This is a genomic window from Paraburkholderia sp. RL17-337-BIB-A, assembly GCF_046025895.1.
GTDB lineage: Bacteria > Pseudomonadota > Gammaproteobacteria > Burkholderiales > Burkholderiaceae > Paraburkholderia > Paraburkholderia fungorum_C.
In genome coordinates this window covers 643623-670364 of the sequence record NZ_JARESY010000004.1, presented here as the reverse complement: position 1 = coordinate 670364, position 26742 = coordinate 643623, and the positions used below count along the sequence as shown (strand labels likewise).

General features: G+C 61.0%; 20 protein-coding genes. 7 read left to right on the top strand and 13 right to left on the bottom strand.

Annotated elements, in window-relative coordinates; genetic code table 11:
• Positions 1-22: 22 nt before the first annotated feature.
• Together P0D84_RS48055 and P0D84_RS48050 are read right to left on the bottom strand one after the other, a co-directional pair.
• Positions 23-1201, bottom strand: coding sequence for a thiolase family protein (locus tag P0D84_RS48055; protein ID WP_408351473.1), 1179 nt, complete (start codon positions 1199-1201; stop codon positions 23-25).
• Positions 1198-2343: a thiolase C-terminal domain-containing protein gene (locus P0D84_RS48050; protein ID WP_408351470.1), complete on the bottom strand. Its 1146-nt coding sequence runs from the start codon at positions 2341-2343 to the stop codon at positions 1198-1200. The genes P0D84_RS48055 and P0D84_RS48050 overlap by 4 nt, the downstream gene beginning before the upstream one ends.
• Positions 2344-2613: 270 nt before the next feature.
• Between P0D84_RS48050 and P0D84_RS48045 the strand changes: the two genes are divergently transcribed.
• Positions 2614-3486 carry a cyclase family protein gene (locus P0D84_RS48045; protein ID WP_408351467.1) on the top strand — a complete coding sequence of 291 codons (873 nt, stop codon included), beginning with the start codon at positions 2614-2616 and terminating at the stop codon, positions 3484-3486.
• Here the strand turns inward: P0D84_RS48045 and P0D84_RS48040 are convergent.
• From P0D84_RS48040 to P0D84_RS48010, 7 genes are all read right to left on the bottom strand, one after another.
• Positions 3464-4921, bottom strand: a complete 1458-nt coding sequence (locus P0D84_RS48040; RefSeq protein ID WP_408351464.1) for an MmgE/PrpD family protein — start codon at positions 4919-4921, stop codon at positions 3464-3466. The two genes, P0D84_RS48045 and P0D84_RS48040, sit on opposite strands and share 23 nt — an antisense overlap.
• A complete protein-coding gene (locus P0D84_RS48035) occupies positions 4902-5690 on the bottom strand; it encodes an ABC transporter ATP-binding protein (protein WP_408351461.1) in 789 nt (262 codons plus the stop codon). Before P0D84_RS48035 ends, P0D84_RS48040 begins: the two co-directional genes overlap by 20 nt.
• 16 nt (positions 5691-5706) lie before the next feature.
• The gene (locus P0D84_RS48030) at positions 5707-7077 is read right to left on the bottom strand and encodes an MmgE/PrpD family protein (protein ID WP_408351458.1); all 1371 of its coding nucleotides are present in this window, start codon (positions 7075-7077) and stop codon (positions 5707-5709) included.
• Positions 7078-7097: 20 nt separating this feature from the next.
• Positions 7098-8165 (bottom strand): 2-hydroxyacid dehydrogenase, encoded by a 1068-nt coding sequence (locus P0D84_RS48025; RefSeq protein WP_408351455.1) that lies wholly within the window; start codon positions 8163-8165, stop codon positions 7098-7100.
• Positions 8166-8167: 2 nt separating this feature from the next.
• Complete coding sequence (locus P0D84_RS48020; protein ID WP_408351452.1) at positions 8168-9010, bottom strand: ABC transporter permease; 843 nt, start codon at positions 9008-9010, stop codon at positions 8168-8170.
• A gap of 2 nt (positions 9011-9012) precedes the next feature.
• Complete coding sequence (locus P0D84_RS48015) at positions 9013-10098, bottom strand: ABC transporter substrate-binding protein (RefSeq protein WP_408351448.1); 1086 nt, start codon at positions 10096-10098, stop codon at positions 9013-9015.
• Positions 10099-10306: 208 nt separating this feature from the next.
• Positions 10307-11263 (bottom strand): LysR family transcriptional regulator, encoded by a 957-nt coding sequence (locus P0D84_RS48010; RefSeq protein WP_408351445.1) that lies wholly within the window; start codon positions 11261-11263, stop codon positions 10307-10309.
• Between the two features lie 153 nt (positions 11264-11416).
• Between P0D84_RS48010 and P0D84_RS48005 the strand changes: the two genes are divergently transcribed.
• The 6 genes from P0D84_RS48005 to P0D84_RS47980 all read left to right on the top strand — a co-directional run bounded on the left by P0D84_RS48005 (position 11417) and on the right by P0D84_RS47980 (position 21363).
• Positions 11417-13045, top strand: a complete 1629-nt coding sequence (locus P0D84_RS48005) for a class I adenylate-forming enzyme family protein (RefSeq protein WP_408351442.1) — start codon at positions 11417-11419, stop codon at positions 13043-13045.
• A complete protein-coding gene (locus P0D84_RS48000; RefSeq protein WP_408351439.1) occupies positions 13042-14217 on the top strand; it encodes a CaiB/BaiF CoA transferase family protein in 1176 nt (391 codons plus the stop codon). The genes P0D84_RS48005 and P0D84_RS48000 overlap by 4 nt, the downstream gene beginning before the upstream one ends.
• Positions 14218-14339: 122 nt before the next feature.
• Complete coding sequence (locus P0D84_RS47995; RefSeq protein WP_408351436.1) at positions 14340-15557, top strand: porin; 1218 nt, start codon at positions 14340-14342, stop codon at positions 15555-15557.
• 681 nt (positions 15558-16238) lie between these two features.
• Positions 16239-17324, top strand: coding sequence for a porin (locus tag P0D84_RS47990; RefSeq protein WP_408351433.1), 1086 nt, complete (start codon positions 16239-16241; stop codon positions 17322-17324).
• 608 nt (positions 17325-17932) lie between these two features.
• Positions 17933-19111, top strand: a complete 1179-nt coding sequence (locus tag P0D84_RS47985) for a tyrosine-type recombinase/integrase (RefSeq protein ID WP_408351431.1) — start codon at positions 17933-17935, stop codon at positions 19109-19111.
• Positions 19112-19401: 290 nt separating this feature from the next.
• Positions 19402-21363, top strand: coding sequence for an alpha-galactosidase (locus tag P0D84_RS47980; RefSeq protein ID WP_408351428.1), 1962 nt, complete (start codon positions 19402-19404; stop codon positions 21361-21363).
• 44 nt (positions 21364-21407) lie between these two features.
• Here the strand turns inward: P0D84_RS47980 and P0D84_RS47975 are convergent, their stop codons facing one another.
• The 4 genes from P0D84_RS47975 to P0D84_RS47960 form a co-directional block, all read right to left on the bottom strand.
• Positions 21408-23270 (bottom strand): beta-galactosidase, encoded by a 1863-nt coding sequence (locus tag P0D84_RS47975; RefSeq protein WP_408351964.1) that lies wholly within the window; start codon positions 23268-23270, stop codon positions 21408-21410.
• Positions 23271-24054: 784 nt separating this feature from the next.
• Positions 24055-25350 carry an MFS transporter gene (locus P0D84_RS47970; protein ID WP_408351425.1) on the bottom strand — a complete coding sequence of 432 codons (1296 nt, stop codon included), beginning with the start codon at positions 25348-25350 and terminating at the stop codon, positions 24055-24057.
• A gap of 116 nt (positions 25351-25466) precedes the next feature.
• Positions 25467-25937: a cyanase gene (cynS, locus tag P0D84_RS47965; protein ID WP_408351422.1), complete on the bottom strand. Its 471-nt coding sequence runs from the start codon at positions 25935-25937 to the stop codon at positions 25467-25469.
• A 42-nt stretch (positions 25938-25979) separates the two neighbouring features.
• Positions 25980-26639 (bottom strand): carbonic anhydrase, encoded by a 660-nt coding sequence (locus P0D84_RS47960; RefSeq protein WP_408351419.1) that lies wholly within the window; start codon positions 26637-26639, stop codon positions 25980-25982.
• Between the last annotated feature and the right edge of the window lie 103 nt (positions 26640-26742).

Below are 26742 nucleotides of genomic sequence, written 5' to 3'. Positions count from 1 at the left end.
TTCCTTTTCCCCTGATTTCGCTTTACGCTTCGACGACCATCGAGCCGAAGAACTGATGGTCGCCGCCGTTACCACTAGCAATGCCAATCCGCGCGCCGCTGACCTGATGGGCGCCGGCGCGGCCCCACACCTGCAATGCGGCTTCCGCAACCCGCACCATCGCCGTCACCGCAATCGCGTTGGTACATAACGTACCGCCCGACGGATTAACCGGCACCGCCCCGCCCAAAGAAAATGCGCCCTCTCGCAACGGCGCGACCGACCGGCCGAGCGGCGCGAGCCCCGCGGCCTCGATAGCGTGCAGTTCGGTATTGCTGAACGGCGCATAAAGTTCGGCCACCTGCACTTCGTTGGCCGGATTCCTGATTCCCGCCATCCGGTAAGCTCTTGCGAACGATTCTGCGAGCGCGTGCGCGTCGGCATGATCCGCTATCTGATTGCGCCCCATCCGGTCACCGATGTAATAGCTTTCCGAGCAGTTGCCAAGCCCCGTGATCCACACCGCGTCGAGTCCGTTCGCCTTGATGTAGTCTTCCGAGGCCAGCACCATCGCGCAGCCGCCGCTCGACTGCGGGCAGGCGTCGAACAGTTTGATCGGCCACGATATATAGCGCGACGCCATCACCTCCTCGACCGTCGTCGGCGCACGCAAATGCGCATTCGGATTGAGCGCCGCATGCGCGCGATTCTTCACGGTCACGTGCGCGAAGTCTTCTTCAGTCGCGCCATATAGATGCATGTACCGCACGGCCGACATCGCGAGCATGGTGATCGTCCCAAGCGGCAATGGCCGCTCGTAACTCGGGTCCCAGATCTTGTTCAGCACGGTTTGCGAATCGCCGCATTCGCCGACTTTATCGGCGCCCGCAGTCAGCACGACGTCACAGGCCCCAGCCGCGATATGCTGCTGGGCAGCGGCCACGCACGACAGGCCCGTCGAACCGCCCGTGTTGACCCGCATGAAGGGTTTGTTGCGTCCGCCCACGGCGTCGACCCCGAGTCGCTCCGCATTGCCGATGCCGAGCAACGCATCGGGTGCAAGCGAATACACGACCCCGTCGAGCGCGTCGAATTCCAGCTTCGCATCCGCCATCGCAAGCACCACCGCTTCTCGCACCAACTCCGGATAGCTCGCATCCTTGCGTGCCGGTTTGAAGGCGGATTGTCCGATACCGATGATCCCCACTCGCCGGCCGCTCATTGCGCACCTCCTGCCTGATTGGACTCCATCACCACCACCGTGTTGTATTGCATCGCGAAGCCGCTCGCGCCGTGCGCGACGGCTCGCCGCACGCCGTCGAGTTGATGCGCGCCGGCCCGAGCGCGCAATTGCTGCGCAGCTTCGGCAATACGCATCAGACCGCAACAGAAGACGGGATTGAACGATGCCGCGCCGCCCGACAGATTGATTGGCACAGGTTTGCGCGCACTGCCTTGCGCGGACCGCTGTTCGTACAACCCGAGCCGTTCACCCGCCAATATCTGCTGATACGGTGTCGCATCGGCCACTTCAGCGAGGTCGATTTGCGTCTCCGGATTCGTCACGCCGGCTTCGCCATAGGCTCGCGCAACCGCGGCGTCCAGCGAGGGTAGCGCCGCGAGGTCACGGTCGCCGAGAAAGGCCGGCTCCGCGGCCCACCCCAGGCCTTTGATCCACGCGACCTCAGCGTCGCCACGCGCGGCGATGAACTCCGCGTCGGCGAGTACGAGCGCTACTGCGCCGATAGAAGGAGGCGCGACCATCTCTCGCGAGAGCGGCCAGGCGACGATCTCGCCATCGTCGATCCACACTTTCTCGCGTGGCCCGCACGGCCGCTCCGGATACGCACGATTGCCCTGCTGACGATTTTTTTCGACCAGCGCTACTGCGCGATCGTGCAGGCTATTGGTCGGGTCCATCGCGACTGCCTGCAACGCGTGCGACGCGAGATCATCGAGCGGCAGACCGCGATGAAAATACGGATCGTTGCCGAGTTGCTGAACTTGCGGCACCGACTGCGCCTCGAGCGGACTCCATGAGATCACCAGTTGCGTGCGGTACTGCCCCGACCCGACCCGCAGCGCGCCGAGTACGAACGCGTGCTCGGCGGAAGACGGCGTCGACAGAATGTCCCTGCCCACACCGCCCACTGAACCCGAGGCGGCCATGATGGCGATGGCGCGTCCGTCGAGTTGATCGCACGAGGCGCACACGATACCGTCGATATCGTTGATCGTCAGGCGCGCATCGGCAAGCGCGCGGCGCGTGAGGCCATAAAGTATTTCTTCGAGAGATTCATGCGGTTCGCCGCCGGGTGCGTAAAACGCGCAGCCAATCACGCCGCCATACTTCGATGTGTTCATCTGTACCTGTCTCCTTCTTCGTCCTTCTTCGAACCGTTCGCGGTGCGTCGGGCGACGCGCGGCGTTGCGGTTGCGAGCGATACGCCGCTCGACGAGCGCGCAGCATCGAAGTTAAAGACATCGATTGATAACGTATAGCGATATAAAGTTATGAGATTCGATCTGCGAAGCGAATCGTTCGACGATCTCGAACCGATCGGAATTCATTGGAATTTCAACGCCATTTCCGCGCGGCTTTGCTTTACTCTGTGATGAAACAGGGAGAGATGCATGGCAAAGGAAGCGTGGCACCGTTGGGGACATGAGAATGAAGCCGGCGCATTGCGTTCGATCGAACCGGAAAAAGTACGGAGTGCGGCGCAACTGATATCGAGCGGCCGCGTCGTCAGCCTCGCTCAGCCTATATCCGATCGCACACCGGTCCCGCATGGCCGCAGCAGCGTGATGCATTTCATGAATCGCGACGGCGGTGACTACGCGGCGGGCGGCAAACGGCCAGGCGGGTTCCAGTTCGCCGAAGATACGCTCGTGATGCCCGCACATCTCGGCACGCACCTCGACGCGTTATGCCACGTCTGGTACGACGACGAGCTTTACAATGGCTTCTCCCAGAATTCGATTCGCAGCACGTTCGGAGCGAGCCGCTGCGGTGTCGACAAATTGCCGCCGATCGCCACACGTGGCTTGCTGTTCGACGTCATGCAGCAACGTGGCGCGCCGCTCGCGGCAGGCGAATTCATCGGTCGCGACGAGTTGCAGGCGATCGCCGGCGCCGCGGACTTTGCGCCGGAACCGGGCGACGTCGCGTTGATCCGCACCGGCTGGTTCGAAACGCACGCTTCACAGGCTGACTATTTCGACGGCGAGCCCGGCCTCGCGCTCGATGCCGCGTTATGGCTTGCCACATCCGGCGTCGCGGTCATTGGCGCCGACAACTACGCAATCGAAACAATCCCGTTTCCGAACGGCACGGTTTTTCCGGTGCATCAACGCGTGATCCGCGACTACGGCGTGCTGTTGCTGGAAGGACTCGTGCTCGACGAACTCGCCGCCACAGGCGCAAAAACCTTTTTTTTCGCGGCGGCGGCGCTACCTATCGTCGGCGGTACGGCGAGCCCGCTCAGTCCGATGGCGATTCTCTAGGATCGCCGTTGCACGCGCGCATCATTTCATCGACGCTTGCAAGCGTATCGATCCGGAACACGAGATCGAACACGCGCTGAGCCTGTTCACGTGACAAGCGCAGGGCCGCATTGGCGAAAAACTTGTCTCGCAGTTCGGTTTCGCTCATCGGATTGTCGACGCTGCCGCGCGTGGACGGCACGATCTTCTCCAACACCCGGCCCTCAACCGTGTGCACGATGACCCAGCCTTTGAAGATGCGGCTATCCGGCGCGCTATCGTCCACTTTCACTTCGACACGGTCGGCAAGCGCGAGAATGCGCGGATCGTTCAGGCTCTCCGGCTGGTAGCTGCGCGCGTCGAGACGGCCGTGATGCAGCGCTTCGGCGAGCGAATACTGAAGGCTCGTACGTGCCTGCGCGTCGGTGCGCGGGCGCCGTTTCTGCTCGACTGGCGAGCACACCACCGGAATCATGTAATCGGCGATCGGGCAGACAATGCGCTTCACCTGATCCGCCTCGAGCCCTTCCCGATGCAATGCCAGCAGTGCGTCCAGAAATGGATGGATCACGTGGCCGCATGGGAACGGCTTGAACGCGATTTGCGCACTCTCCCAGCGCTCGCCCAGCGCATCCGTGATGCGTTCGAACGCAAACGGTATGCCATTGGGCCGAGTATGCGTGCACAGCACGCCGGCTTTGCCTTCGATCACCGTGCTCGGCCCAGAGAAGCCACGTCGTCCCAACGTAGCCGCCACGATGCCGCTATGCGCGGCCCATCCCGCGTGCAGCAATTGCGCCCAGGCGCCATCCGTCCAGCTTTCGATAATGCCGGAGACGAAGCTCCCCGCAATCCCGAGTGCGTGAGCCAATTGGCGTGAGTCGAGCCCGTAGAGTTTGCCCGCGGCGACCGTCGCCCCGAGCGGCCCGACCACGGCGGTCGGCTGGAACCCTGCGGCATGAAACCGGCGGGCCGCAGCGAGCCCTATTCTGCAGGTGATCTCACTGCCGGCCATCATGGCGGTCAGGAAGTCGCGCCCGCTTGCGTGATTCGCTTGCGCGGCGGCCAGTGCCGCCGCCACGACGACGCTGCTGGGATGCACGATGGTTTCGCTGTGCGTGTCGTCAAATATCAGGCTATGAAACAGCGTGCCGTTCGCCAGCGCAGCCCACGGCACCGAGACACGCCGGCCGCCGTTGCCGATCACGTCCGCATCCGCGCCGTCGGAGAGATCGCCCGCCGCGCCGAGCATCGCTTCGGCCACCGGCAATGACGTCGCCGCGAGGCCGACGCCGAGCGTGTCGAGCAGGCGCCAACGCGCCGCTTCGCGCAACGCATCTGGACAGTCGTCGAACTGGAGTCCGACCGCCCAACTCGCGCATCGCTCGCTCACGCTGCGCGCGGCCTCCGCTCTCGATGGCGCCACGGCAGGCAAGTCAGAAATGGTTGACTTCATCTTTGAGACTGCCCCAGATGCGTGAGTGGATGTCCTGATACTCGGGCGCGGCGGCAAGTTCCGCCGGCGGCAGGCGCGGTCTGGGCAGATCGACGGGAATGATCGACTTCACCCGTCCCGGACGGTTCGTAAAGACCACCACGATGTCGGACAGAAAAATGGCTTCGTGCAAATCGTGGGTGACGAACAGCACGGTTTTGCGTGAGCTTTCCCACACCGAGAGAAACAGTTCCTGCAGCTTGAGCCGCGTCTGGCTGTCGAGCGCACCGAACGGTTCGTCCATCAGCAGAATGTCCGGATCGGTCGCAAAGGTGCGCGCCACTGCAACACGCTGACGCATGCCGTGCGAGAGTTCGTGCCGATAGTGGTTCTCGAACTGCGCTAGTCCGACGCGCCGCAACCACTCGCGTGCGATTTCCCGATGATTGGGCACGCGGCGCACTTCGAGGCCGAAGCCAACGTTCTCGAGCGCGGTGCGCCACGGCATCATGCCGTCGCGAGCGAACATGTAGCCGACGTCATGACGAATACCCGACACTGGCTTGCCACCGACGCTGACGACACCGCTCGAGGGTTCGAGCAGGCCCGATACCGCATTGAGCATCGTCGACTTGCCGCATCCCGACGGCCCCACGATCGTCACGATCGACCCATGAGGCACATCGAGGGTGACGCCTTGCGCAGCCGTCACGACCTCGCGTCCCTCCGGCGCAAAGCGGATGTCGACGTTGCGGATCTGGATCTGCGCTTCGCTGGCTACGGTGCTCATCGAATTCTCCGTTGATCTAGGCTGCTGGCGCTGCAGCTTGCGGGCCATCGCCTTCCAGTGCGCGCGCGAGCGCGTCAACATCGGCCAAAGCGTCGAGACGTGTCAGCGCGGTGATCGCCCGCCCGCAAGTCTGGTCGGTCAATACGCCCGCGGCGCATTGACGGAACTTCGCCTGAATCTGGGCCGCATCGAGACGACGGCCGGTTCCACCCGGTGGCACATCGCGGCGCTCTGTCACTGTGCGCCCGTCGCGCAGTTGTAACGTGACTGCGGCTGGAAATTCACCGTTGTCGGGAAGGCTGGCATCGACTCTGATATCGGTCGCGCTCATCAGACGTTGAACGAGCGGATCACGTAATGCGTCAGAGGAAAACTCGTCAGGTGTCACCCGGCCGAAGCGCAGTGCCGCAGCCACGCAAAAGCGCAGATTGACGCGTGCCTGATTGGCGGTTGACGGCCGTTCATCGCGCAACGTCATCGCGTTCCACGGATGCACGTGGCACACGACCCATTCGATTTGCGCCGGATCGATCCGCTGGTTCGCGCTCAACGAAAGCGCGGCGTCGATAGCGGCATGCGTTGGCGCACCGCACGGATAGGGCTTGAAAATGATCCCCGATTCGATCAGTTCGAACGATTCGCCGAGGTTCGGCAATCGGACTTCGCTCTGCGCAAAGACACGCGCCAGTCCATAGCGACCGTCGAGCCCCGCCGGATCGGCATCGAAGCCGCGCGCGGCAAGTTGCATCGATTCGATCGCGTCGCGGGCCGTCCAACCGGCATGCAGCGCCATCGTCATGGTGCCGAAGTGTTGCCGCAAACCGCCTGCCGCCGAGGTGGCGATCCCGAGCGCGTGAATGGTCTGCTCGACGCTCACGCGCGCCAGCCGGCAACACGCCGCGGTCGCACCCAGCACGCCGAGTACGCGGGTCACATGCCAGCCCTGCTCGTACAGCGCCGGATTCACGGCGCGGCCCAGCTTCACGCCGACTTCGAAACCCACGCAGTACGCAAGCAGCAGGTCGTGCCCGCTTGCGCCGATAGACTGGGCAAGCGGCAACAACGCCGACACTAGCGACGCACTCGGATGCGCAATCATCGGCGCACTGTTGTCGTCGAACAGATCCGCGTGCGCCGCGGTCCCGTTGATCAACGCGGCACGTGCAACAGATGTCCTGCTACACATGCCGACGAGCGATGCCGTGGAATGTGGCAAGTTCACCGGTTCGAGGCTCGCGACGATACGCGGTGCAGCGCGGCGCGAGCCGATCAGCGTAACGGCGAGCGTGTCGAGGAAGGCGAGCCGCGCCGTCGCAAGCCCGGCATCGGGCAGACGTTCGATGTCTGGAGACTGGACCCAGTGCGCGATCTGTTCAAGTGCGGTCATGTTCGGCGCGCCTATCTGCATCATGCGATGCGATGCACGAACGCCGCGCCGTTGAACGCGGCGCGGCAGTTCTCGATCAGCGTGCGCAATTCCGGCAGCAAGCCAGCACGCGAACCGCCGGCCACATGCGGCGTCAAAACGACGTTGTCGAGCGAACAAAAACGGTCATTTGCCGAGCGGGGTTCGACGCCATGCACATCGAGCCCCGCGCCTGCAATCGCGCCCGAGCGCAGCGCGTCGAACAATGCGTCCTCATCCACCAACGCGCCGCGACTCGTATTGACGAAGAACGCTTGCGCGCGCATTGCGGCAAATTCCGCGCGCCCCATCATCCCGCGGTTTTCCGGCAGATTGGCGGCATGCAGCGAAACGAAATCGGCGCGCTCGAGCAGACCCGGCAGTGTGTCGAAACTCGCACCGAGCGTGTTTTCCTCGGCCTCGGACAACGGTTTGCGCTTGGTGTAGATCACGTTCATTCCGAACGCGCGCGCCAGTTTGACGACGAGCGTACCCACCTCGCCGAGGCCGACCACGCCCAGCGTTTTCCCGTGGAGCCCGGTCAAGCCGCCGATGCCCGGCCAGTTGTAGGCGACACCGTTGACGCCCGCTGCCGCCGGCGCGTCGCTCGCTCTCACGAGACGATCGCTGACGGTGAGCTTCTTGCCGAGCGCGAGCATCAGCAGCAACGCATGTTCCGCCGTGAAGTCGAGTGTGCGGCGCGGCAGGCACGACACGGCGACACCCGCGCTGCGCGCAGCGTCCAGATCGATGCCGTCAGGACGCTCACCGAGGCGCTGGATCAGCTTCAACTGCACGCAACCCGCGATGCATTCCGCCGACACCACACCGCGCCGAAATACGATCACCGCTGGGTCGAATTCTCGTGGGTCCGTGCCGTCGGCGAGCTGGATGTGCACGCCGTCCTCACGCGTAATGCCTCGCGCGGCGTCGACAAGCGGCGCAAGATCCGGCGCTTCCGGCGCGAAGTAGTCTTTCAGCCAGCCGGCATCGGGTTCATTGCACAGGACACTGCGAGCGATCCGTACAACCGGATCGTCATCAAGAAAGAGAATGGTTCGGGCAGTCATGATCAGGCGCTCGTCGTCGAAGGTTTCCACGCCAGCAGACGCGATTCGATCGTGCGCATCACAATCGCGAATAGCCACGCAACCAGCGAGAGCGCGATCAATCCGGCGAATACGCCAGCGGTATTGAAGCTGCCGGCGTTATGCGCGATCACGAAGCCGAGCCCCTGATTCGAAGAGAGAATTTCGGCAACGATCACGCCCAGCAGCGAGTACGTGAGTCCTAGATTGAGCCCCGCGAAAATCCATGGCAACGCGGATGGCAAGGTCACCTTGAACAGCATGTCGCGACGGGAGGCGCCCATTAGCAGCGCGATCGTACGGATATCGTTGTCGACGTTTTTCGCGCCGCTCAGTGTATTCACCAGCAAAATGAAGTACACCAGCGTGAACGCGGTAATCACTTTTGCGGCGAGGCCGATCCCGAACCAGAGAATGATCAGCGGAGCAATCGCCACGCGCGGCATGCTGTTGAGTACCACGATCAACGGGGCGAACACCATGTCCCAGAACGGCGAACGCGCCAGCAGTAATCCGCTGGCAATGCCGAGTATCGACGAAATCACGAAGGCGACCAATGCTTCGAACACGGTAATGCCGATATCCGATAAGAGGGTGCCGCTTACTGCCTGGGTCCAGAACTCTTTCGCCACCAGCACCGGGCTGCTGATCCAGAAAGGATCGACGAGCCCCGCGCTCACGACGCCCTGCCAGATCGCCAGCACAGCGACGATCAGCAAGGTTCTCGCGATCACCACCTTGACCGCGGTGCGGCTACGGCGCCGTGCCGGCGCGTCAGGGTGCGAGGTGGCAAGCATGCTCCGGTGGGCGGCTTTGCGGCTCATCATGGTCATTTCCCTGCAGTCGGGGTGAACGACTTCGGCATATACGCCGTCGCCACCACCTGCTCATAGGGCACTGGCGTCGTGATCTGCTGCTGGAACTGCAGGAAGCGGTTCACGTTGGCGATCGCCGCTGGCGTCGCGGTTGGTACGAAGATGCCCCGGTACGTTTCAATGTATTGCTTGAGCAGATCCGGCGAGATGCCATGCATGCGGTTCGCGGCGACCTTCACGACTTCATCGATATGCGCCGGGTCGTTGATGAGTTGCTCCGCTTCGACCACAGCATCCACCACCGACTTGACGATCGCGGGATGCTTGTCGATGTAATCCTGGCGCGCAAATACGCCGTTGAACGCGTAGCTTCGATAGATATCCGGACCCGCGTCGCCCTTTTCCAGGTTGACGACCGATTTCGCGGTTTTCTCGCCGAGCACCGCCTGGGTCTGGATCGGTTCGAACGCCATCGCGCCGTCTACCGTGTGATTGCGCAGCGCCGCAAGTTGCGTGGTCGGATCCCCGATCGGCACCAGATGGACGTCGCGATCCGGATCGAGCCCAGCCTGTTTCAGCAACAAACGCAAACTCGTATCGGCGCTTGCACCAGGGGTGCTGACGCCGAGCTTCAGGCCCTTCAGGTCGCCGATACTGTGCGGATAGCCCTTCGCGAGGTTGGCGAGCGGAAGGTCTTTACGCACGATCAGATCGAACGGCGGATTGGTCTCATTGAGTACGAGCAGCTTCAGCTTCTGCCCTTTGCCGATCACCTGTACGCCATGCTCGACAGCGAAACCGCCGAACTCGGTCGCGCCGCTGACCACCATGTTGGTCGTCTGGATGCCCGTGCCGTAGATCAGCTCGGCGTTGACGCCATGCTTCTCGAACAGATGCAGGTCGGCCGCGACGTAGAGCGGGAAATTGATGAAGGAGCCGTCGAACGCGGAGATCTTGACCGACTCGGCAGCCGGCGCCGCGAACGTCGCGAGACAGGCGGCAGCGCCGAGCGCGAACGCCGCCAACGCACGCAGGCGGGAACCGGTCCTGCGTTTGCGGCGCGCGGCAGCGTGCGAAGCCGTGCGATACGACTGTGCCATTGTCTCCTCCTGGTACATCGTTTTGTGTCGTTTCCCGCGTAACGCCACCCCGCCGCAAGGCTTGGATGTGCATCGCGTCAGAAGCGATTGACACAAACTCTATACCAGGCACTTGCCGCGAACTACTTACAATTTCCGATACGGAATGATCTGCAAACACGATGTTTGCACGGCACAATGGATCAGAAAAACCGCAGGCCGCCCACCGTTATGACTGCATGCCGGCCAGTTGCTCCACTTGCGTTACCGTGTTCGCCGCGGCCGGACGGCGCCGGAAAGTGCTGTTGGCCACCGCCGCGTCGATCACATGCCGCAGCACCGAGTGCTCCTGATCGCTGTGCCACGCGGCAAAAAACTCAATGTCTTCTGGATGCAACTCGGGTGCCATACGGACCAGCCGGCCGCTCGCCAGATCGCCGGCCACCAGATCCTCGGGCAACAACGCCAGGCCGCCCCCCGCGACGATCACGTGGCTGAGCGCACTCAGGTAGTCGCAGGTGTTGACATCCACCGCTTTCACGCCGATTTCGCGCAGCGCGGCCTGCGTTGCGGGGAACATCGTCGCGGGGCGCGGCAACGACCATACCGGGAAGCGTTCGAACAGTTCAAGCACGCCCGCCTCGCGCGGACAGGCCGCCGCGAGACTCGGCGACATCACCCAGATGAAGCGCGCGTAGCCCACCGAGAGCTTGGTGATGCGGTGCTCGTCGAAAGGTCCCGCGACGATCGCCACGTCGAGCTTGCCGGTCTCGAGCTTCTGCCGCGCGATGATGTTCAGATTGATTTCGACTTCGAAAACGACTTTCGGCATGAGCCGCTTCACTTTCGACAGAAACTCGCCGAACCAGCTCAACGCTACGGCCTCACCCACGCCGATCCGCACGATCCCGGTGGCCGCGCCCGGATTGTCGAGCGACACCACCACGTCCTCGATCTGATGCAGCAGCGGCTCCAGCCGCCGCACCAGCTCGCGCCCATGCACCGTCAGTTCCATCCGGCGCCCATGCCGCTGGAACAACGTAAGACCCGTGGAGTTTTCGAGTTCGCGCACGCGCCCTGAGACGGCCGACTGCGTTGTGTTCAGCCGTTCGGCTGCGAGATGGAAAGTGCCGAGGCGCGATATCCAGCACACCGTCTCGAGATTGACCAGATTGAGTCGTTTCATCGTAGTTGCCGATCGATTCCGATGTGAAGATATCTCTATTTATTATGTGTTCCGCTCGCTAAAGTACCACCCTGTGTTTTCCCTAACAGGCCACGGTTGCGATGGCCCCTGGTGAATGCGGATATCACGTTCGCATCCGTTGGAGACAAACGTATGGCGACGATGCCCGTTAGCAGGACCCTGCCTTTGCTGCTGGAGGAACAGGCGGCGATCGATCCGGAGCACGAAGCGATTGTCGGCGGCGCCGTGCGGCTTACGTATGAGGAACTGCTTACTCAGGTGAAACAGACTGCCGCGGCGCTGCACGCACTCGGCATCGGCCGTGGTGATCGCGTTGCGATTTTGATGGGCAATCGGCCCGAGTGGCTCGTTCTCGCGTATGCCGCGCAATATCTCGGCGCGATCGCGGTGGGCTTGAATACCTGGGCAACCGCGCGCGAACTGGAATATGCGCTACGGCATTCGGAGGCCTCGCTACTGGTTGCGGCAGCAACCTTTCTGCGGCAGGACTTCCGCGTCATACTCCAGTCGCTCGAGCCGCTCGCCGAGTGCCTGCCGAGGATGCAGCAGGCTGTCTGGATCGGCGACAAGCCGACGTCGCCCTCGCAATCTACCTTACATCTTTCGTACGCACAGTTCCGGCAACTCGGAGAAGGGGTGCCCGCGGCGACAATCGAGGCGCTCGGCACTGCCGTCGAACCGTCGGATCCCGCTTTGCTCGTCTACAGTTCGGGATCGACGGCGGCGCCCAAAGGCATTCTGCTGCGGCACGACGGTTTGATCGAAAACGGCTGGTATATCGGCGAACGCCAGCATGTCGTGCATGAAGACCGGCTATGGCTTGCCGTATCGCTGTTCTGGAGCCTCGGAAGTGCGAACGCGGTGATGAACCTGCTTACGCATCGTGGCACGATCGTATTGCAGGAGTCGTTCAATGCGGCCGAAGCGCTGAGACTGATCGACGCCGAGTCATGCAGCGTTTTTTACGGCACGCCGAACATGGTGCGGGCCATCTCCGATGCGAGTACGCCGGACGACCGGCGTCTCGTCTCGCTGCGCACCGGCGCGACTATCGGTACGCCCGAACAGATCAAACGGCTCGCGGCTCTCGGCGCGACGGCAATCTGCAATGTGTACGGGTTGACCGAAACCTACGGCAATTGCGCGGTCACCGATGCTTCTGAGCCTCTTGAGATTCGTTCAACCACAATGGGCACGCCGCTTCCAGGTTTTACCGTGCGAATCGTCGATCTCACCAGTGGCGCCGTGCTGCCCGCAGGCCAGGTCGGCGAGATCCGCATTCGTGGGCGCCTGTTCGCAGGCTACTATCGCGACCCCGCGCGCACCGCCGCGTGCTTCGATGCCGAAGGTTTTTTCTGTTCCGGTGATCTAGGTTTGCTCGATGATGCCGGGCGAATCGTGTACCGCGGACGCGTCACGGAAATGATCAAGACGGGCGGCATCAATGTGGCGCCGGCCGAAGTCGAGGAGACACTAGCGCAGCATCCGGCAGTGGAGTGTGCCTTCGTCGTCGCGCTGCCTGACGCGATTCAGGATGAGGTACTAGGCGCCATCGTGATCGCGCGCACGGATCTGACAGTCAGCGAAGAAACGCTCCAGGTATTCTGCCGGGAGACGCTCTCGGCCTATAAAGTCCCTCGCATTATCCGTATTCTCGCCGAGGCCGACCTACCGCTGACCACCACCGGCAAAGTCAAGAAAAGCGAGTTGAAACATCTGTTCGATACGGCGGCCGCAGGCAATCCGCCGCGCCGCTCATGAATGCACTGCAGGATCTCAGTGTCCTCGATGTGAGCCGCCTGCTGCCGGCGGCTTTGTGCACGCAACTGCTAGGCGACCTCGGCGCGGACGTGCTCAAGATCGAAGAGCCGGTACGCGGCGACTACCAGCGCGAATTCGAGCCGATGGGCGTAGCTGACTCCGGTACCTTCCTGCTTTGCAACCGCAATAAGCGCAGCATGACCCTCGATCTTAAAACCTCGCAGGGCAAAGCGCTGCTGCTCGAGTTGGCCGCCGATGCCGACGTGCTTGTCGAAGGGTTTCGACCGGGCGTCATGGAGCGGCTGGGTCTCGGCTTCGAGACGCTTGCCGCAATCAATCCCCGGCTCATCTACTGCTCGTTGTCAGGCTTCGGTCAGACCGGACCCTACCGGCTCGCGCCCGGCCACGACCTGAACTATATGGCGCTGCTCGGCACGCTGCCTCTGTTCGGCCGTCCCGACACCGGACCGCTCGTGCCTGGCCTGTTGATATCGGATATTGGCGGTGGCTCGATGATGGCGCTCTACGCGATCCTCGCCGCCTTGCTCGCGCGTCATACGACGGGCAAGGGGCAATGGCTCGACGTATCGATGTTCGACGGCACGGCGACGTTCCTTGCCTATCACGCAGCCGAGGCGTTGTTTGCCGGCAACGAGCCGCGCGGCGGCGCTTATCGCAATACCGGCGGCAACGCGTGCTACAACACATATGAATGCGCGGACGGCCGCTGGCTCGCGCTCGGCATCATCGAGCCGAAGTTCTGGGAGTCGTTTTGCCGATTGATCGATCGCGACGACTGGCTCGCCAATCAATGGCCGCAAGGTGACGCCGCCTATGCGCAAATCGATGCCCTGCGCGCGATCTTCAAAGACCGGCCGCGCGACGGTTGGCTCGAACTGCTGGAACGTGCGGACGTTCCAGCAAGCCCCATCCACTCGATGCGAGAAGCGTTCGACGACCCGCATTTTCGGGCTCGGGAATTGTTGCAGCATATCGACCACCCGGTGGAAGGCAGCGTTCCCCAGCTCGGATTTCCCGTCAAGTTCTCCGATACGCCGGCCACCATGCGACGCGCGCCGCCCACTCTAGGTCAGCATACGGACGAGGTGTTGCGCGAGCTCGGACGTTCCGAAGCGGATATCACGGCATTACACGCAGCGAAGATTGTTTGATCACGTTATGCATTGGAATCTTCCCGCGATGTATTTCGATAAGAATATCGCGCTATTAGTTTGGCATCCAAATCAATATGATTGAATCCGAGTAAAAAATATCACGAACAACGGAGACAATCATGAGTAAAAAAACCGTCTGCGCGGCGGCGACGGCAATGGCGTTCGCCAGCATCGTGCATGCGCAAAGCAGCGTGACGTTATACGGCGTTATTGATGAAGGTCTCGAGTACGTGAGCAATGTCAAAACCGCGTCGGGGGCTGGCAAGTCGCTCTTTCAACTCGATTCGGTGAGCGGTCTTCAGGGTTCGCGTTGGGGCTTGCGAGGCAGCGAAGATCTGGGTAATGGACTCAAGGCGCTCTTCGTCCTGGAGAACGGTTTCGATGTGAATAGCGGCAAGCTCGGACAGGGCGGCGCCCTATTCGGAAGGCAGGCTTTCGTCGGTATCGGCAGCACGCAATTCGGCACTGTCACGTTGGGTCGTCAATATGACAGTGTGGTGGACTATGTCGGTCCGTTGGGCGCGGCCGACCAATGGGCGAGCCATCGCGCCGCGCACCCGGGAGACCTCGACAATGAAAACAACTCGGTGCGCACCAACAACGCGGTGAAGTTCACCGGCGCGAATTACGGCGGCCTGACTTTCGGCGGAGTCTATAGCTTCGGTGGACAGGCCGGCTCGGTCGGCCGCAATCAGGTGTTCTCGCTGGGTGCGGGTTACGCAAATGGCCCGCTCGTGCTCGGTGCCGCCTATCTCAACGCGCGCAACCCGAACACTTCATTTTTCGGCGACAACCCGAACGGCGCGGGACCGACCACCAACAACATCGCTGCATCGACCAATCCTGTGTTCTCCGGTTATGCTTCCGCGCGTACTTACCAGGTCATCGCGGCGGGCGGCGCCTATACGTTCGGCGCGGCCACGTTTGGCGCGAATTACTCGAACACGAAATTCATGAATATGGGAGATACGACGGCCTCCGGACCGAACCCGCTCGGCTACTCGGGAACGGCCACGTTCAATAACGCCGAGGTAAACGTCAAATATCAGATCACGCCATCGTTCCTCGCAGGCTTCGCATACGATTATACGAACGGCAGCAGCGTGACGAGCCGACTGGCCGGCGTCGACAATTCGGGATCGCGCTATCACCAGTTCGCCCTGGGGGTCGATTACAACCTGTCGAAACGTACCGACGTTTATGTACTTGCGGTTTATCAGAAGGCGAGTGGCGTCGATTCGACAGGCAAAGCCGCAGTGGCCAGTATCGCGAGTGTCACGGCTGCATCCGGCAATCACGCGGTGCTCGCGCGCACTGGGTTGCGTTTCAAGTTCTGAGCACGGGCGATGAAAGTCAGTAGATATTATCGGGCGCTGTGAATATCAGCGTCGACGGCTCTTCAGTCCCTCGCCGCGCTGTCCGACCCGTTTCAGGCTGTCACTATCTTGCGACCATGCGGCTCGTCTCGGAGAACAGCGGGCACTCTCGAAATGAAATCGTTGGCGAATTCCCGGCCTCAGCGGACAAACGGGTAACGACGCCCGTCGGGCGGCCACCAGTCACTTTCCCGACGTTCACCCCTTGTCAGCCATGAATGTCTGGTCGCATCGTTCCGGATCTGTGTAAGAACCTATACCTCCCCTACGGTTGCTCTGCGGACGCGTTTCAAGGTCATCGCTTATATCTTCATTGAACAGTCTTCGTGAAGAAAAAAGCGCTCATCTCTGATCGGTGTCTTCGAATTGGCTTTCATCGCGTGTTCGAAAAAATGCGCCGATGCGCGCGAAGCTTTCAGACCGCTTGTGCATAGTGAACTACGCGATCGCCTAATGCCTGGCACTCGCGCAATCAAGAGCTGTTGCAAGCGGACGACACAGCCCCCTGTTTATTACTGCGCTTCTTGTTCAGGAAATATCATTCAGACCATTAGAGCCGATCCCAATCGGCGTGTCGAAATTCCATAACTCGGCCAGTGAGCTTTTCCTGCATCACCGGCCCAAATAACAATCGCAAACCACATGAAGAAGACTACTGCGGCACTTGGCGTTGCCCTACTCGCGCTTTCGGCTCAATCCGCTTTCGCGCAAAGCTCGGTCACCCTCTACGGGCTGGTCGACACGAGCGTGCGCTACCTGACCAACGCCAATTCAAATAACGACAGTCAAGTTGCCATGGGTGAAGGCGTTGAGACGCCGAGCCGCTTCGGCTTGAAAGGAAGCGAAGATCTGGGTGGCGGCACGTCGGCGGTCTTCAAGCTCGAGAACCAGTTTCAGCTCTGGTCAGGCAAGCTCGATAACAGTAACAACACGCTGTTCCAGCGCAACGCCTATGTAGGTCTTTCGAACGACAAGTACGGCACGCTGACTTTCGGGCGCCAACAAACGCCGTTCTTCGACGTGATGGGTAATACTTACGATCCGATGACGGTGGGTGACTTCTGGCAGGATAGTTGGGTCTATAACCCGGTGGGACCGTTCCTGTTCACCAACAACTCCGCGAAGTACTCCGGCCAGTTTGGTGGCCTGCACGTAGAAGGCATGTATGGCTTCGGCGGAGTGGCAGGCAGCGTTGGCGCGAACAGCATGTACGGCTTTACCGCGCAGTACGCGCTCGGCGACCTGATGGCCGACGTCGGCTTCCAGCAGAATGACGTGTCTGGCAAGAAGTTCAACATCGTGAATGTGAGCGCTGCATACGCTGTCACGCCAACGCTGAAGCTGCTAGCAGGTTGGTTGCATTCGCAGGACAACACCGGTCTGGCCGACATCGATATGCAGCAGTCCGGCGCCCCCACGCTGGCGCACGTGAGTCCGAACCGCATCGACGACAGTGTCTATGTCGGCTCGACATGGCAGGTCATCTCGCCGCTGGCGCTGACGTTTGCCGGATACTACGATCATGCGCGTAACGCGGCGAATCTCGATGGCTCGCTCGGCGTCGGCGTTAACTATTCCGCGACTGTCCTGGCCGAGTACTCGTTGTCGAAGCGCACCGAGGTCTACGGCACGGTCGACTTCACGCGTGGCACCGGCTCGTTCCTCGCGGACTATCCTGGCCGTAACAACCAGACGGGTGTCGCCGTCGGTATCCGCAACATCTTCTAAGGAAGCGGGCCGCGTTGCCGGGCCAACGTTTGAAGACAAGACCGCTCGCGCTGTGAGGCCCGGGCGGTTTTTTTTCGTTGGCCGGTACCATTGAAGTCGATGCCCGCGGCTTTTATCAAGGTTGACGAATGACTCGCGACCACTGCTTACAACACCGCTTCCTCAATGCAACCTCGAGTTGCTCGCGACGTGGACATCCGACACGGTGGTGGACACCATGCATCCCACGACGATGGGTCCTCGTGAAGAAGTGGCGGGTCGGTTAAGCGGAGTGCTTCGGTGCCCCGACGACCAGCGTCCTCCAGTGCTGTGTATCGCTCAGCAACCTTCTCCGGCTAGCGTTTCGATCTGAGTCACATTCTCTCTCCCCGGTTGGCCAACGACGGGCAGATCACGCTGGCAGGCCGACGATCCGCCGCACGTTGCCGCCGTTGCTGACGCCCTGCGCCCCCTCATATCGCCGCGGCTTTCGACAATAATATAACGTAAACCGTCATATATTTAGTTAATGTGCGTTACTATTTTGACATTAGGCCTATAATGTTGATATTATTGGAATCGATGCACATCCAAACGCGCCGACACCAACCTGCCACCTGAAGCCGCCCATGACCGCCCTGCTGCTCCCTCCGCAGCCCATCGAAAACCTGACCATCCCGTCTGAACTGGATGGCAGTGATGGCAACAATCGCTCCAGAAACGGCACCGCGCAGATCGCCGCCCGTAATGATCTCGACGCGATCCGCGCATGGCTGGCCCGCTTCGTCGATACGAAGACCACTTTCGACAACTACCGCAAGGAAGCCGAACGGCTGCTGTTGTGGTCCGTGCTGCAGATGGGCAAGCCGCTGTCGTCGCTGACCCACGAGGACCTGCTGGTCTATCAGCACTTTCTCGCCGACCCGCAGCCGGCAGCGCGATGGACTGCAAATGGCGGTCGCAAGCACCCACGCGGCGATCCCCGCTGGCTGCCGTTTTACGGGCCGCTCTCCGCCACCAGCCAACGCCAGGCAATGGTGATTCTCAACGTCATGTTCGCGTGGCTGGTGCAGGCGGGTTACCTCGCCGGCAATCCGCTCTCGCTTTCGCGCCAACGCGCACGGCGCGCCAAGCCGCGCATCACCCGTTATCTGTCGCCCGAGCTATGGCTCGAGGTGAAGACGTCGATTCAGGCGATGCCAAAAAAAACGGACCGCGAGCGGGAGCACTACACACGCGTGCGCTGGCTCTTCACCCTGCTCTATCTGGGTGGCCTGCGCATTACTGAGGTAGGCGAAAACACGATGGGCCGGTTTTTCTGCCGGCGCGACGCGAACGGCGAGGATCTATGGTGGCTCGAAGTGCTGGGCAAAGGCGGCAAGGAGCGGCTGGTACCGGCTACAGCGGAAATGATGGCGGAGCTCGGGGCGTACCGTCGCGAACGGGGACTGCCGGCACTCCCTTCGCCGGATGAAGACACGCCCCTGATACTGCCGATTGGACAGTCGCTCAAGCCGCTGACACGTGCCGCGCTGCATCGCATCGTCAAACAGGTTTTCAGCGAGGCAGCCGACGCGCTGCGCGCTCGCGGCGAAACGCATGCACCACGAGCCGATCAGCTCGGGCAGGCATCGGCGCATTGGCTGCGGCACAGCGCAGGCTCGCATATGGCGGACCAGCAGGTCGACTTGCGGCTCGTGCGTGACAATCTCGGGCATGCCTCGCTCACGACCACCAGTCAGTATCTTCATGTGGACGATGATCGTCGTCATCGTGAAACTGATGAAAAACACCGTATCGACTGGTAGTCCAGAGGGCTGAAATTCGGGCGGACGTTCGCCCTCTCTCTGGCGCAGTCTTTCCGCAATGACCGTTTTCGAGCAAAGCGCCCAGGCACTATCGCCCCGTTGCAGATACACAATCGCAGAAAGCAGCCCCCAACCCAAAGGTTCAATAGCGACATAGCCTCTGATGCTTTTTTCACCGTCAATGATGAACTGCCAGGCAGCGAAGCCAATTCGGTGTGGCTGCCAACATGCCCTATAAAGCACGACTACTGCAATGATCAGCGGCGTATGCTGCACGGTAGGTACCACAAATGCACGCCAACGAAACTGCGTCCCCGCATCCGGGCATGCCCGTGATCCACACGAGCGGTGACCGACATTCCTTCGGTAACGCGGCGATCGCCTTGAACTGGACCGTCAGGCACCAGCATCTGAGCGATTTCGCCCTGACCGACCGCGTGCACGTGCGCACGCTGCCGGTCACCGCGCCGTTTGCTCTATCGCTGGCTGACGGTCGCACACTGGGCATTGCCGACCTGAAGCAGCTTGCGCCACTGCGCGAAGAAATGCTGACGGCAAATCCCACGGCGTCTCGACTGGCCGAACGGATCGCCGGCAGACGCGTGCGTGCCGTCCTCGGTGACGAACAGAGTCGCCTGCGGGTGGAGTGGAGCGTGGAGCAACGCGAATGCTCACAGTATTTGCGTTTGCAGGTGGCAATTACCGCGATCCGCACGGACGAGCACATTGCCACCGTTTCGCTGTTGGAGACGCAGGTGTCCGGTGCGCAAACCGGCGGTGAGTTCAAGGGAACACCTGTGATAGCGGGCAACGTCTACCTCGGTTTCGAGCTTCCGTTGTCGGAAAGCCAGATTTGCGGCGACACCATCAGGTTCATCCTGTCGCGGGCGTTGCCGCTGGAAAAGGGCAAGACCTGGGTCTTCTCGGCGGTGGCGGGTGTGACTCGAGACGGCCAGCTACGCCGCGATTTCGCGGCCTATCTCGAACGCGAACGAGCCCATCCGTACCGCCCGTTCCTGCACTACAACAGCTGGTACGACATCGGTTACCTCATGCCGTACACGCAGGAGCAAGCGCTCGAACGCATCGACGACATCGGTCGCGAGTTGCACGACAAGCGCGGCGTACAACTCGACTCCTTCCTGTTCGATGACGGTTGGGATGACTACAGCGGCAGCTGGCATTTCGGCAAGGATTTTCCACAAGGATTCGTGCCGCTGCGCGACGCCGCCGCGCGGTACAGCGCGGCGCCGGGCGTGTGGCTGTCACCGTGGGGTGGCTATGGCTCGACGCGGCAGGAACGCGTGAAGCGGGGCCACGCAGCAGGATACGAGGTCATCGATGACCGCTTCGCGCTGTCGGGGCCGAAATACTATCGACGCTTTCATGAAGCCGTGATGGAACTGCTCACGCAACACGGCATCAACCAGTTCAAGTTCGATGGCACCGGCAGCGCTGACACAGTGGTCCCGGGCAGCCGCTTCAGCAGCGACTGGGACGCGGCGATCCAGTTGATCGAGGACATCCGCGAGGCCAACCCCGATACCTTCATCAACCTCACCGTCGGCACCTATCCATCGCCGTTCTGGCTACGCTACGCTGATTCGATCTGGCGCGGCGGCAAGGATGACGACCTGGCCGGCGTAGGCAGCAATCGCGAACGCTGGATTACCTACCGTGACGCACAGACCTACCGCAACGTCGTAATCAGGAGTCCGCTGTTTCCGCTTAACTCACTGATGCTCCACGGCATCATCTACGCGCAGTGCAACGATCGGTTGAATACCGCTCAAGGCCAGGACTTCGCAAATGAAGTGCATTCGTACTTCGGCAGCGGCGCACAACTGCAGGAGCTGTACATCACGCCGTCGCTGCTGCGCGACGGCGACTGGGACGTTCTCGCCGAGTCTGCCAGATGGGCCCGAGCAAACGCCGAGGTGCTGCGCGACAGCCACTGGATTGGCGGTGCGCCGGATAGACTCGAGGTGTACGGCTGGGCTGCATGGTCGCCGGTCAAGGCGATCATCACCCTGCGCAATGCCGACAGCCGGGCGCAGAGCTTCGTGCTCGATCTGCATAGGCAATTGGAGTTGCCGGCCGGCGCGGCGGGACGATTCCTGACGCGCAGCTTGTGGCGCGGCCATGCCTCGGAGATTCCGCCGGTGCTGGATGAGCACCGGCCGCACAGTATCCCGCTCGCGCCTTTCGAAGTACTCACTTTGGAGCTGCTACCGGCCGGCGGCGATGGGTAATGGAGCTGGCCGCGAATTTCCCGGTGTTGGCCTCAGTGCCTTCTTTACGATAGCGTGCGCGCCAACGCAACCGGTCTCGCTTCAATCTGATGCAGATCGAAGATGATGATCTCGTTGTCACCCTGCCTCATCCACGGAGCAGGGCAATACAGGCGCTTTTGCGGACCGATATTCCAGTAACGACCCAGATTGTGCCCGTTGACCCAGACCACACCTTTGGTCCAGTTACGCATGTCGAGATAGGTATCGCCGAGTGTATCCAGCGGCAGAATCGCCTTGAAAAACAGTCCGGCCTTACGAGGATTCGCACAGACGGTGCGCAAGTTCGCGATGAACGCGGAATCCATCGGCAACAGGAAGACTTCCCAGCCGGTAAGCGTGTCGCTCGAACCTCCCTCATCCTGCAGCGTGACCGGTTCGAGAATGCCTTTGCGGTCGATCATTGCGTGGCCATAGTTCACGCGTCCCATGCCCTCGACAAAGATATCCAATGATACGTCGCAGTCCGGCGACGACGATACAAGCGGAACCGCGAGCGGCGCGTGGTGCGTCACATTCAGCGGCTGCGCGCAATGTTCTGGCATGAAAGCTCTCGACACGCCGCCTACGTATTGCTCGCCGACGAAAACGGTCGCGTAATCGTGAACATGCTTGATATCCAGCACACCATCGCGATAGCCCCGCAGCGTCTTGCGATACAGCACGAAACCAAACGCCTGACCGTACAACTCGAACGGCTGTGGGTCGACGGTTTGCGCGGCCGGGAGCGCGACAGGCAGGTTGTCCCAGATGGACGTGCAAAGTGCCGGCATCAAGGCCTGGCCTCCTTTGCGGCTGATCGTCGGAACGGGTTTGGGTATATCGGGCAGCGGCGTCGAGAGATAGCGGGCGATGACGCCGCGGTACTTCATGTACTTCGCCGTCGCCACACCTTGCTCGCTGATGGGTGCCGCGTAATCGTAGCTGGTAATGTCGGGTTGATATTCGCCTGACTCGGCATCCACGTTTGCGCCAGCATAGAAGCCGAAGCTGGTGCCGCCGTGAATGACGTAAAGGTTGAACGACAGCTTCAGCTGCATGAACGCCTCTAGCGTGCCGGAAATATCGACGGCCGTACCTTGCAGAATCTCGTCGCCCCAATGAGTGAGCCACCCTGGATACACTTCACCGGCCATCACCGGAATGGCCGGAAATTCCCGCCCGACGGCCGCGATTTGCGCCGCATCGCCATTGCTCAATGCAATCGCGCCGCCGGTGACGTTCGTGCGATTCTGTTCAAGCTGCCTGATGCCATCTTCGGTATAAAACGGCCCCTGTATCCCTTCCCGAAGCCAGAGCTGCCATATCTCTTCAAGGTAAGCCGGGTTGCTCGCGTACGAGCCGAATTCATTCTCGATCTGAATCATCAGGATCGGTCCACCGTTACTCACCAGCAGTGGTTCGATGCGCGGGCTCAGCTCCCTGATGTAGCGAGCGACCGCCGACATGTAGCGAGGATCGTTAGCGGAGTCGGTCCTGAGCCGGATGTCCGGATAACGCAACAGGTACGACGGAATGCCGCCCAGATCCCATTCGCCGCAGATATAGGGACCCGGTCGCAGCAACACCCACATTCCCTCCTGCTGGCACAGTCGAATGAATGCTTCGACGTCGCGGTTCCCTGTGCGGAAATCAAAAAGGCCCGGACTCGTTTCGTGGTAATTCCACATGACGTAGAGGGCGATGCAGTTCATCCCCATCGCCTTGGCCATCAGGATGCGATGCTGCCAGTATTCGGCGGGGATGCGGGCGGGATGCATCTCCCCGCTGCGGATCTGGAAAGGCTCACCGTCGAGCAGGAAGCTTTCGCCATCCTGACTGAACGAAAAGGTATGTGTGCCTTTGCCTGTTGTGGCTGGGACGTCCACCGGAACAGTTCCAGTCAGGCCGTCATTCGGGTCGTTGCCGCCATCGTGTGCCGACCTGACTGGCAGGAGCGCGGCGAATAACGAGGATTCTCTTGTGTCCATTGATTGCATCTCCCTCAATGCTACCGAGACGTGGCGCAGCGGAATACACGGACGACGACGGCGCACTGGCGGCCTGCAACGGCCTGTTGGCGACAGCAACAACCTTAGCCGCCGTTCGCCGTCATGTCGATGAATTCGAGCTAATTCGACCAAAGAGCGAGCCACCGCCACCCGGCTACGAGCGGGCTCGCCGGGTCCGCAATAACGCTTCCATTGTCCTGACTGGTCGAACCGGTATTTGGCCGTGCCGCGCAGACGAGTCGCGTGTACGATATAACCGGTCGACCATGAGTTTCAGGAGGCGACATGAACGCGGTGTGCCCATTGCACGGGCCAACAACCATCATCCGCACGAATGCGTACGGATTCCCGGTCTATGCGTGCTGCTGCAACGACGTGACCTATGTGACGCCTCCGGATGCGTGTACGAGGGCGCCGACGCAACGCGGACGTGATCCGCAGCCCGAACAACCGAAGACGAGGAAAGAATGACACTGACGATCAAGCCCGCAGCTTGTTGAGCTTGCTTAGGTGTTAGCGGAAATGGCGCAACTGGACACCACAGCCCGATACGCCGTGATCTGGACGCCCAGCGCTTCTTGAAGTTGACGAGCGCTATCCCATTCCGGGAAAGCGAGTTCCAGGCAGCCTCGGCCAGTATCAATCGGCAGAGGAAAGTTAATCAGTATGCCGCCTCGGCCTTATGAGGTGCGAGGAACGGTGTCAACGCGAGCATTCCTAGTGCAACGCCAAACAGAAGCCAGACTGGAGCTTGAAAAGCGCCAGTCATGTCTCGCAGCGAGCCGACAAGCCAAGGTCCCGCGGCCGCAATCAGATAACCAACCGTCAGGACGAATGCATTCCAGGTATTGGCTTCGTCTGCGTCATGTACGCTATCGAGTGGCAAGGTCATCCCGAGTGTGAAGCCGCCGCCTAGACCAAACGCAGCAATGGCAATCCAAACGTGGGGCATGAGTAACGGCGCCAATGCCAAACCCAGAGTCCCTACTCCCGCGAGGGCCGCACATGCTGCGAGCCATCCACGACGGTCATGTCTTCGACTTAATGAGCCAAACACGGAAATCGCAATCGTAAACGCCACTGTGTAGGTTGCAAGCAGAATTCCTGCTGACGCCGCAGACATTCCGTGCTCCAAATAAATTGGTGAGACCCAGGCCAACAACGCGAAGAACAAGAAATTGTCGCAAGCGAAAAACAGTGCGACTCGCCACGCTGTCCCGTTGGTCAGTGGCAATCGTGCGGCACGCGCGGTCTTGCTGATTACAACGGCAGGTTCCCGCCTTTCCCGTACAAGGATCGCGAGCCCCGCTAAAACCGCAATCAGCGCGACAGGGGTCCAGATACCTGTTCCAAATCGCCAACCGTTTGCGCCAGCGATCGCGGCAATCGGACCAGTCGCCGCAGCGGAGACAGTGCTACTGAACGCAAGTGAGATCGCATAAATGCTCATCATCATGGCCACTTTCGTTGGGAATCTAGACTTGATAAGCCCCGCGAACAGCGTTCCGGCTATCGCTATTCCGGCTCCTACGCCCGCTGTAGTCAGAAGAAGCACCGCAACGTTCGGCGCGAATGTACGCGCTGCCATCGAGAAGAACAGTAAGACGAGAGAGGCAAGCAATACGCCATTTCTGCCAAATCGCCGCGCCAGCCACGGGCTCGGCAGCGCCAACGCCCCCATCAGCAGGATCGGAATGGTCGTCAACAACGATGCCATCGCATGCGAAAGTGAAAATTCTCGACTGATGAGCGGCAATACCGGGCCGATTGAAGCGATTCCAGGTCGAAGCGCCATCGCTATGACGACCATCGCAGCAACTACCCATGTTGTCTCCCGCGCATCAGCCGACTTTTCATGCATATTTTCGACGTCACGAATCTCCGTCACAGAACCATTCGACACCATGGCGTCGTAGCCAGGGCCGGGGCCTATTGGTGGAGCTGCGGAATCGTTCATTGAAATATTCCTTCGAAACCGGTAGATCTTGAGAGCACACGGTTCACCGCGTCATAAGACGTAATTCCGATAAATTTTGTGAGAGTCGTGCCTGGCGGAACGACTCCCCGGATTGCTCAGAACGGCTTGGTGGGCAAATATTTTCCGTCGAGCGTGATGACGGCGCGCGAGCCGCCTTCCGGATCGTCAACCTTCTTGATGTCGAGCCTGAAATTGATTGCGCTGATAATGCCGTCGCCGAACTTCTCGTGGACCAACGCCTTGAGCGTCGAACCGTAGATCTGCACCATTTCGTAAAACCGGTAGATCGTCGGGTCGGTCGGCACGCCGCCCGGAATGCTGCCGCGCACGGGGATGGTTTGCAGCAGACGAATGGCGTCTTCGTCGAGTTCGAGCTTCTCGCCCACGACTTTCGCGGCACTGGCCGGCAGCGGGTGCTGGCCGAGCAGCGCGGCGGTGACGAAGGCCAGACCAAGGCCCGTGCCTTCGTTGATCTGCTCGAATGTGAGGTCCTTGCGAACCTTTGCATCGATGATTGCGTCGGTCAGCGCTTGACGGGGGGCCTGGCTGTATTGGGATTGCGTCATGGTGATGCTCCTTGTCATTAAATGAAGTGGAAAAGCAGCTGGTCAGGCAGCGAGGTTGAGTCGGACCGGGGTCGCACAGGTGTGCGGATGTTCAGCGAGAGAAACGAACTGGTCTGTCGTGCCGTCGAGCGTATCGATTGAACCGGTTTCGATGTCGTACACCCAGCCGTGCAGGGCCAGATGTCCCTGTTCGAGGGCGAGACGCACGGAAGGATGCGTCTTGATGTTCGCGAGTTGGGCGATCACGTTTTCGCGGACCATCGAGTCGACCCGCTCGCTCTGGTTTCTGTGCTCGCGCGCGTCGTTGACGACTTTCGCCGAATCCGCGTAATGCAGCCAGTTGCGCACGGCTGGCATATGGTCCAGGCACTTGCAGGTTGCGATGGCGGTCATTGCGCCACAATCGGAGTGGCCGCAGATCACCACATCAGTGACGCCGAGCGCGGCGATTGCATATTCGACCGTGGCGGTCACGCCGCCGGGCTCCGGCCCATACGAGGGTACGATGTTGCCGGCGTTGCGGATGACGAACAGGTCACCGGGTTCGCGCTGCGTGACGAGTTCCGGCACGAGCCGGCTGTCCGAGCAGGAAATGAACAGGGTACGCGGGTTCTGGCTGGTGGCCAGTTGCCTGAAAAGCTCGGAACGCTGCGGAAACGCGTCGCGCTGGAACTTCAGGAAGCCGTCGATGATGTCTTGCATGGTTTGCTCCGTCTGGGGTTGGTCGAGAACAGATGGACCAAGGATGCGCGGATCGGACTATAGTGTCCAAGACCGGTTTATTATTCTCCCGATAGGCCACACC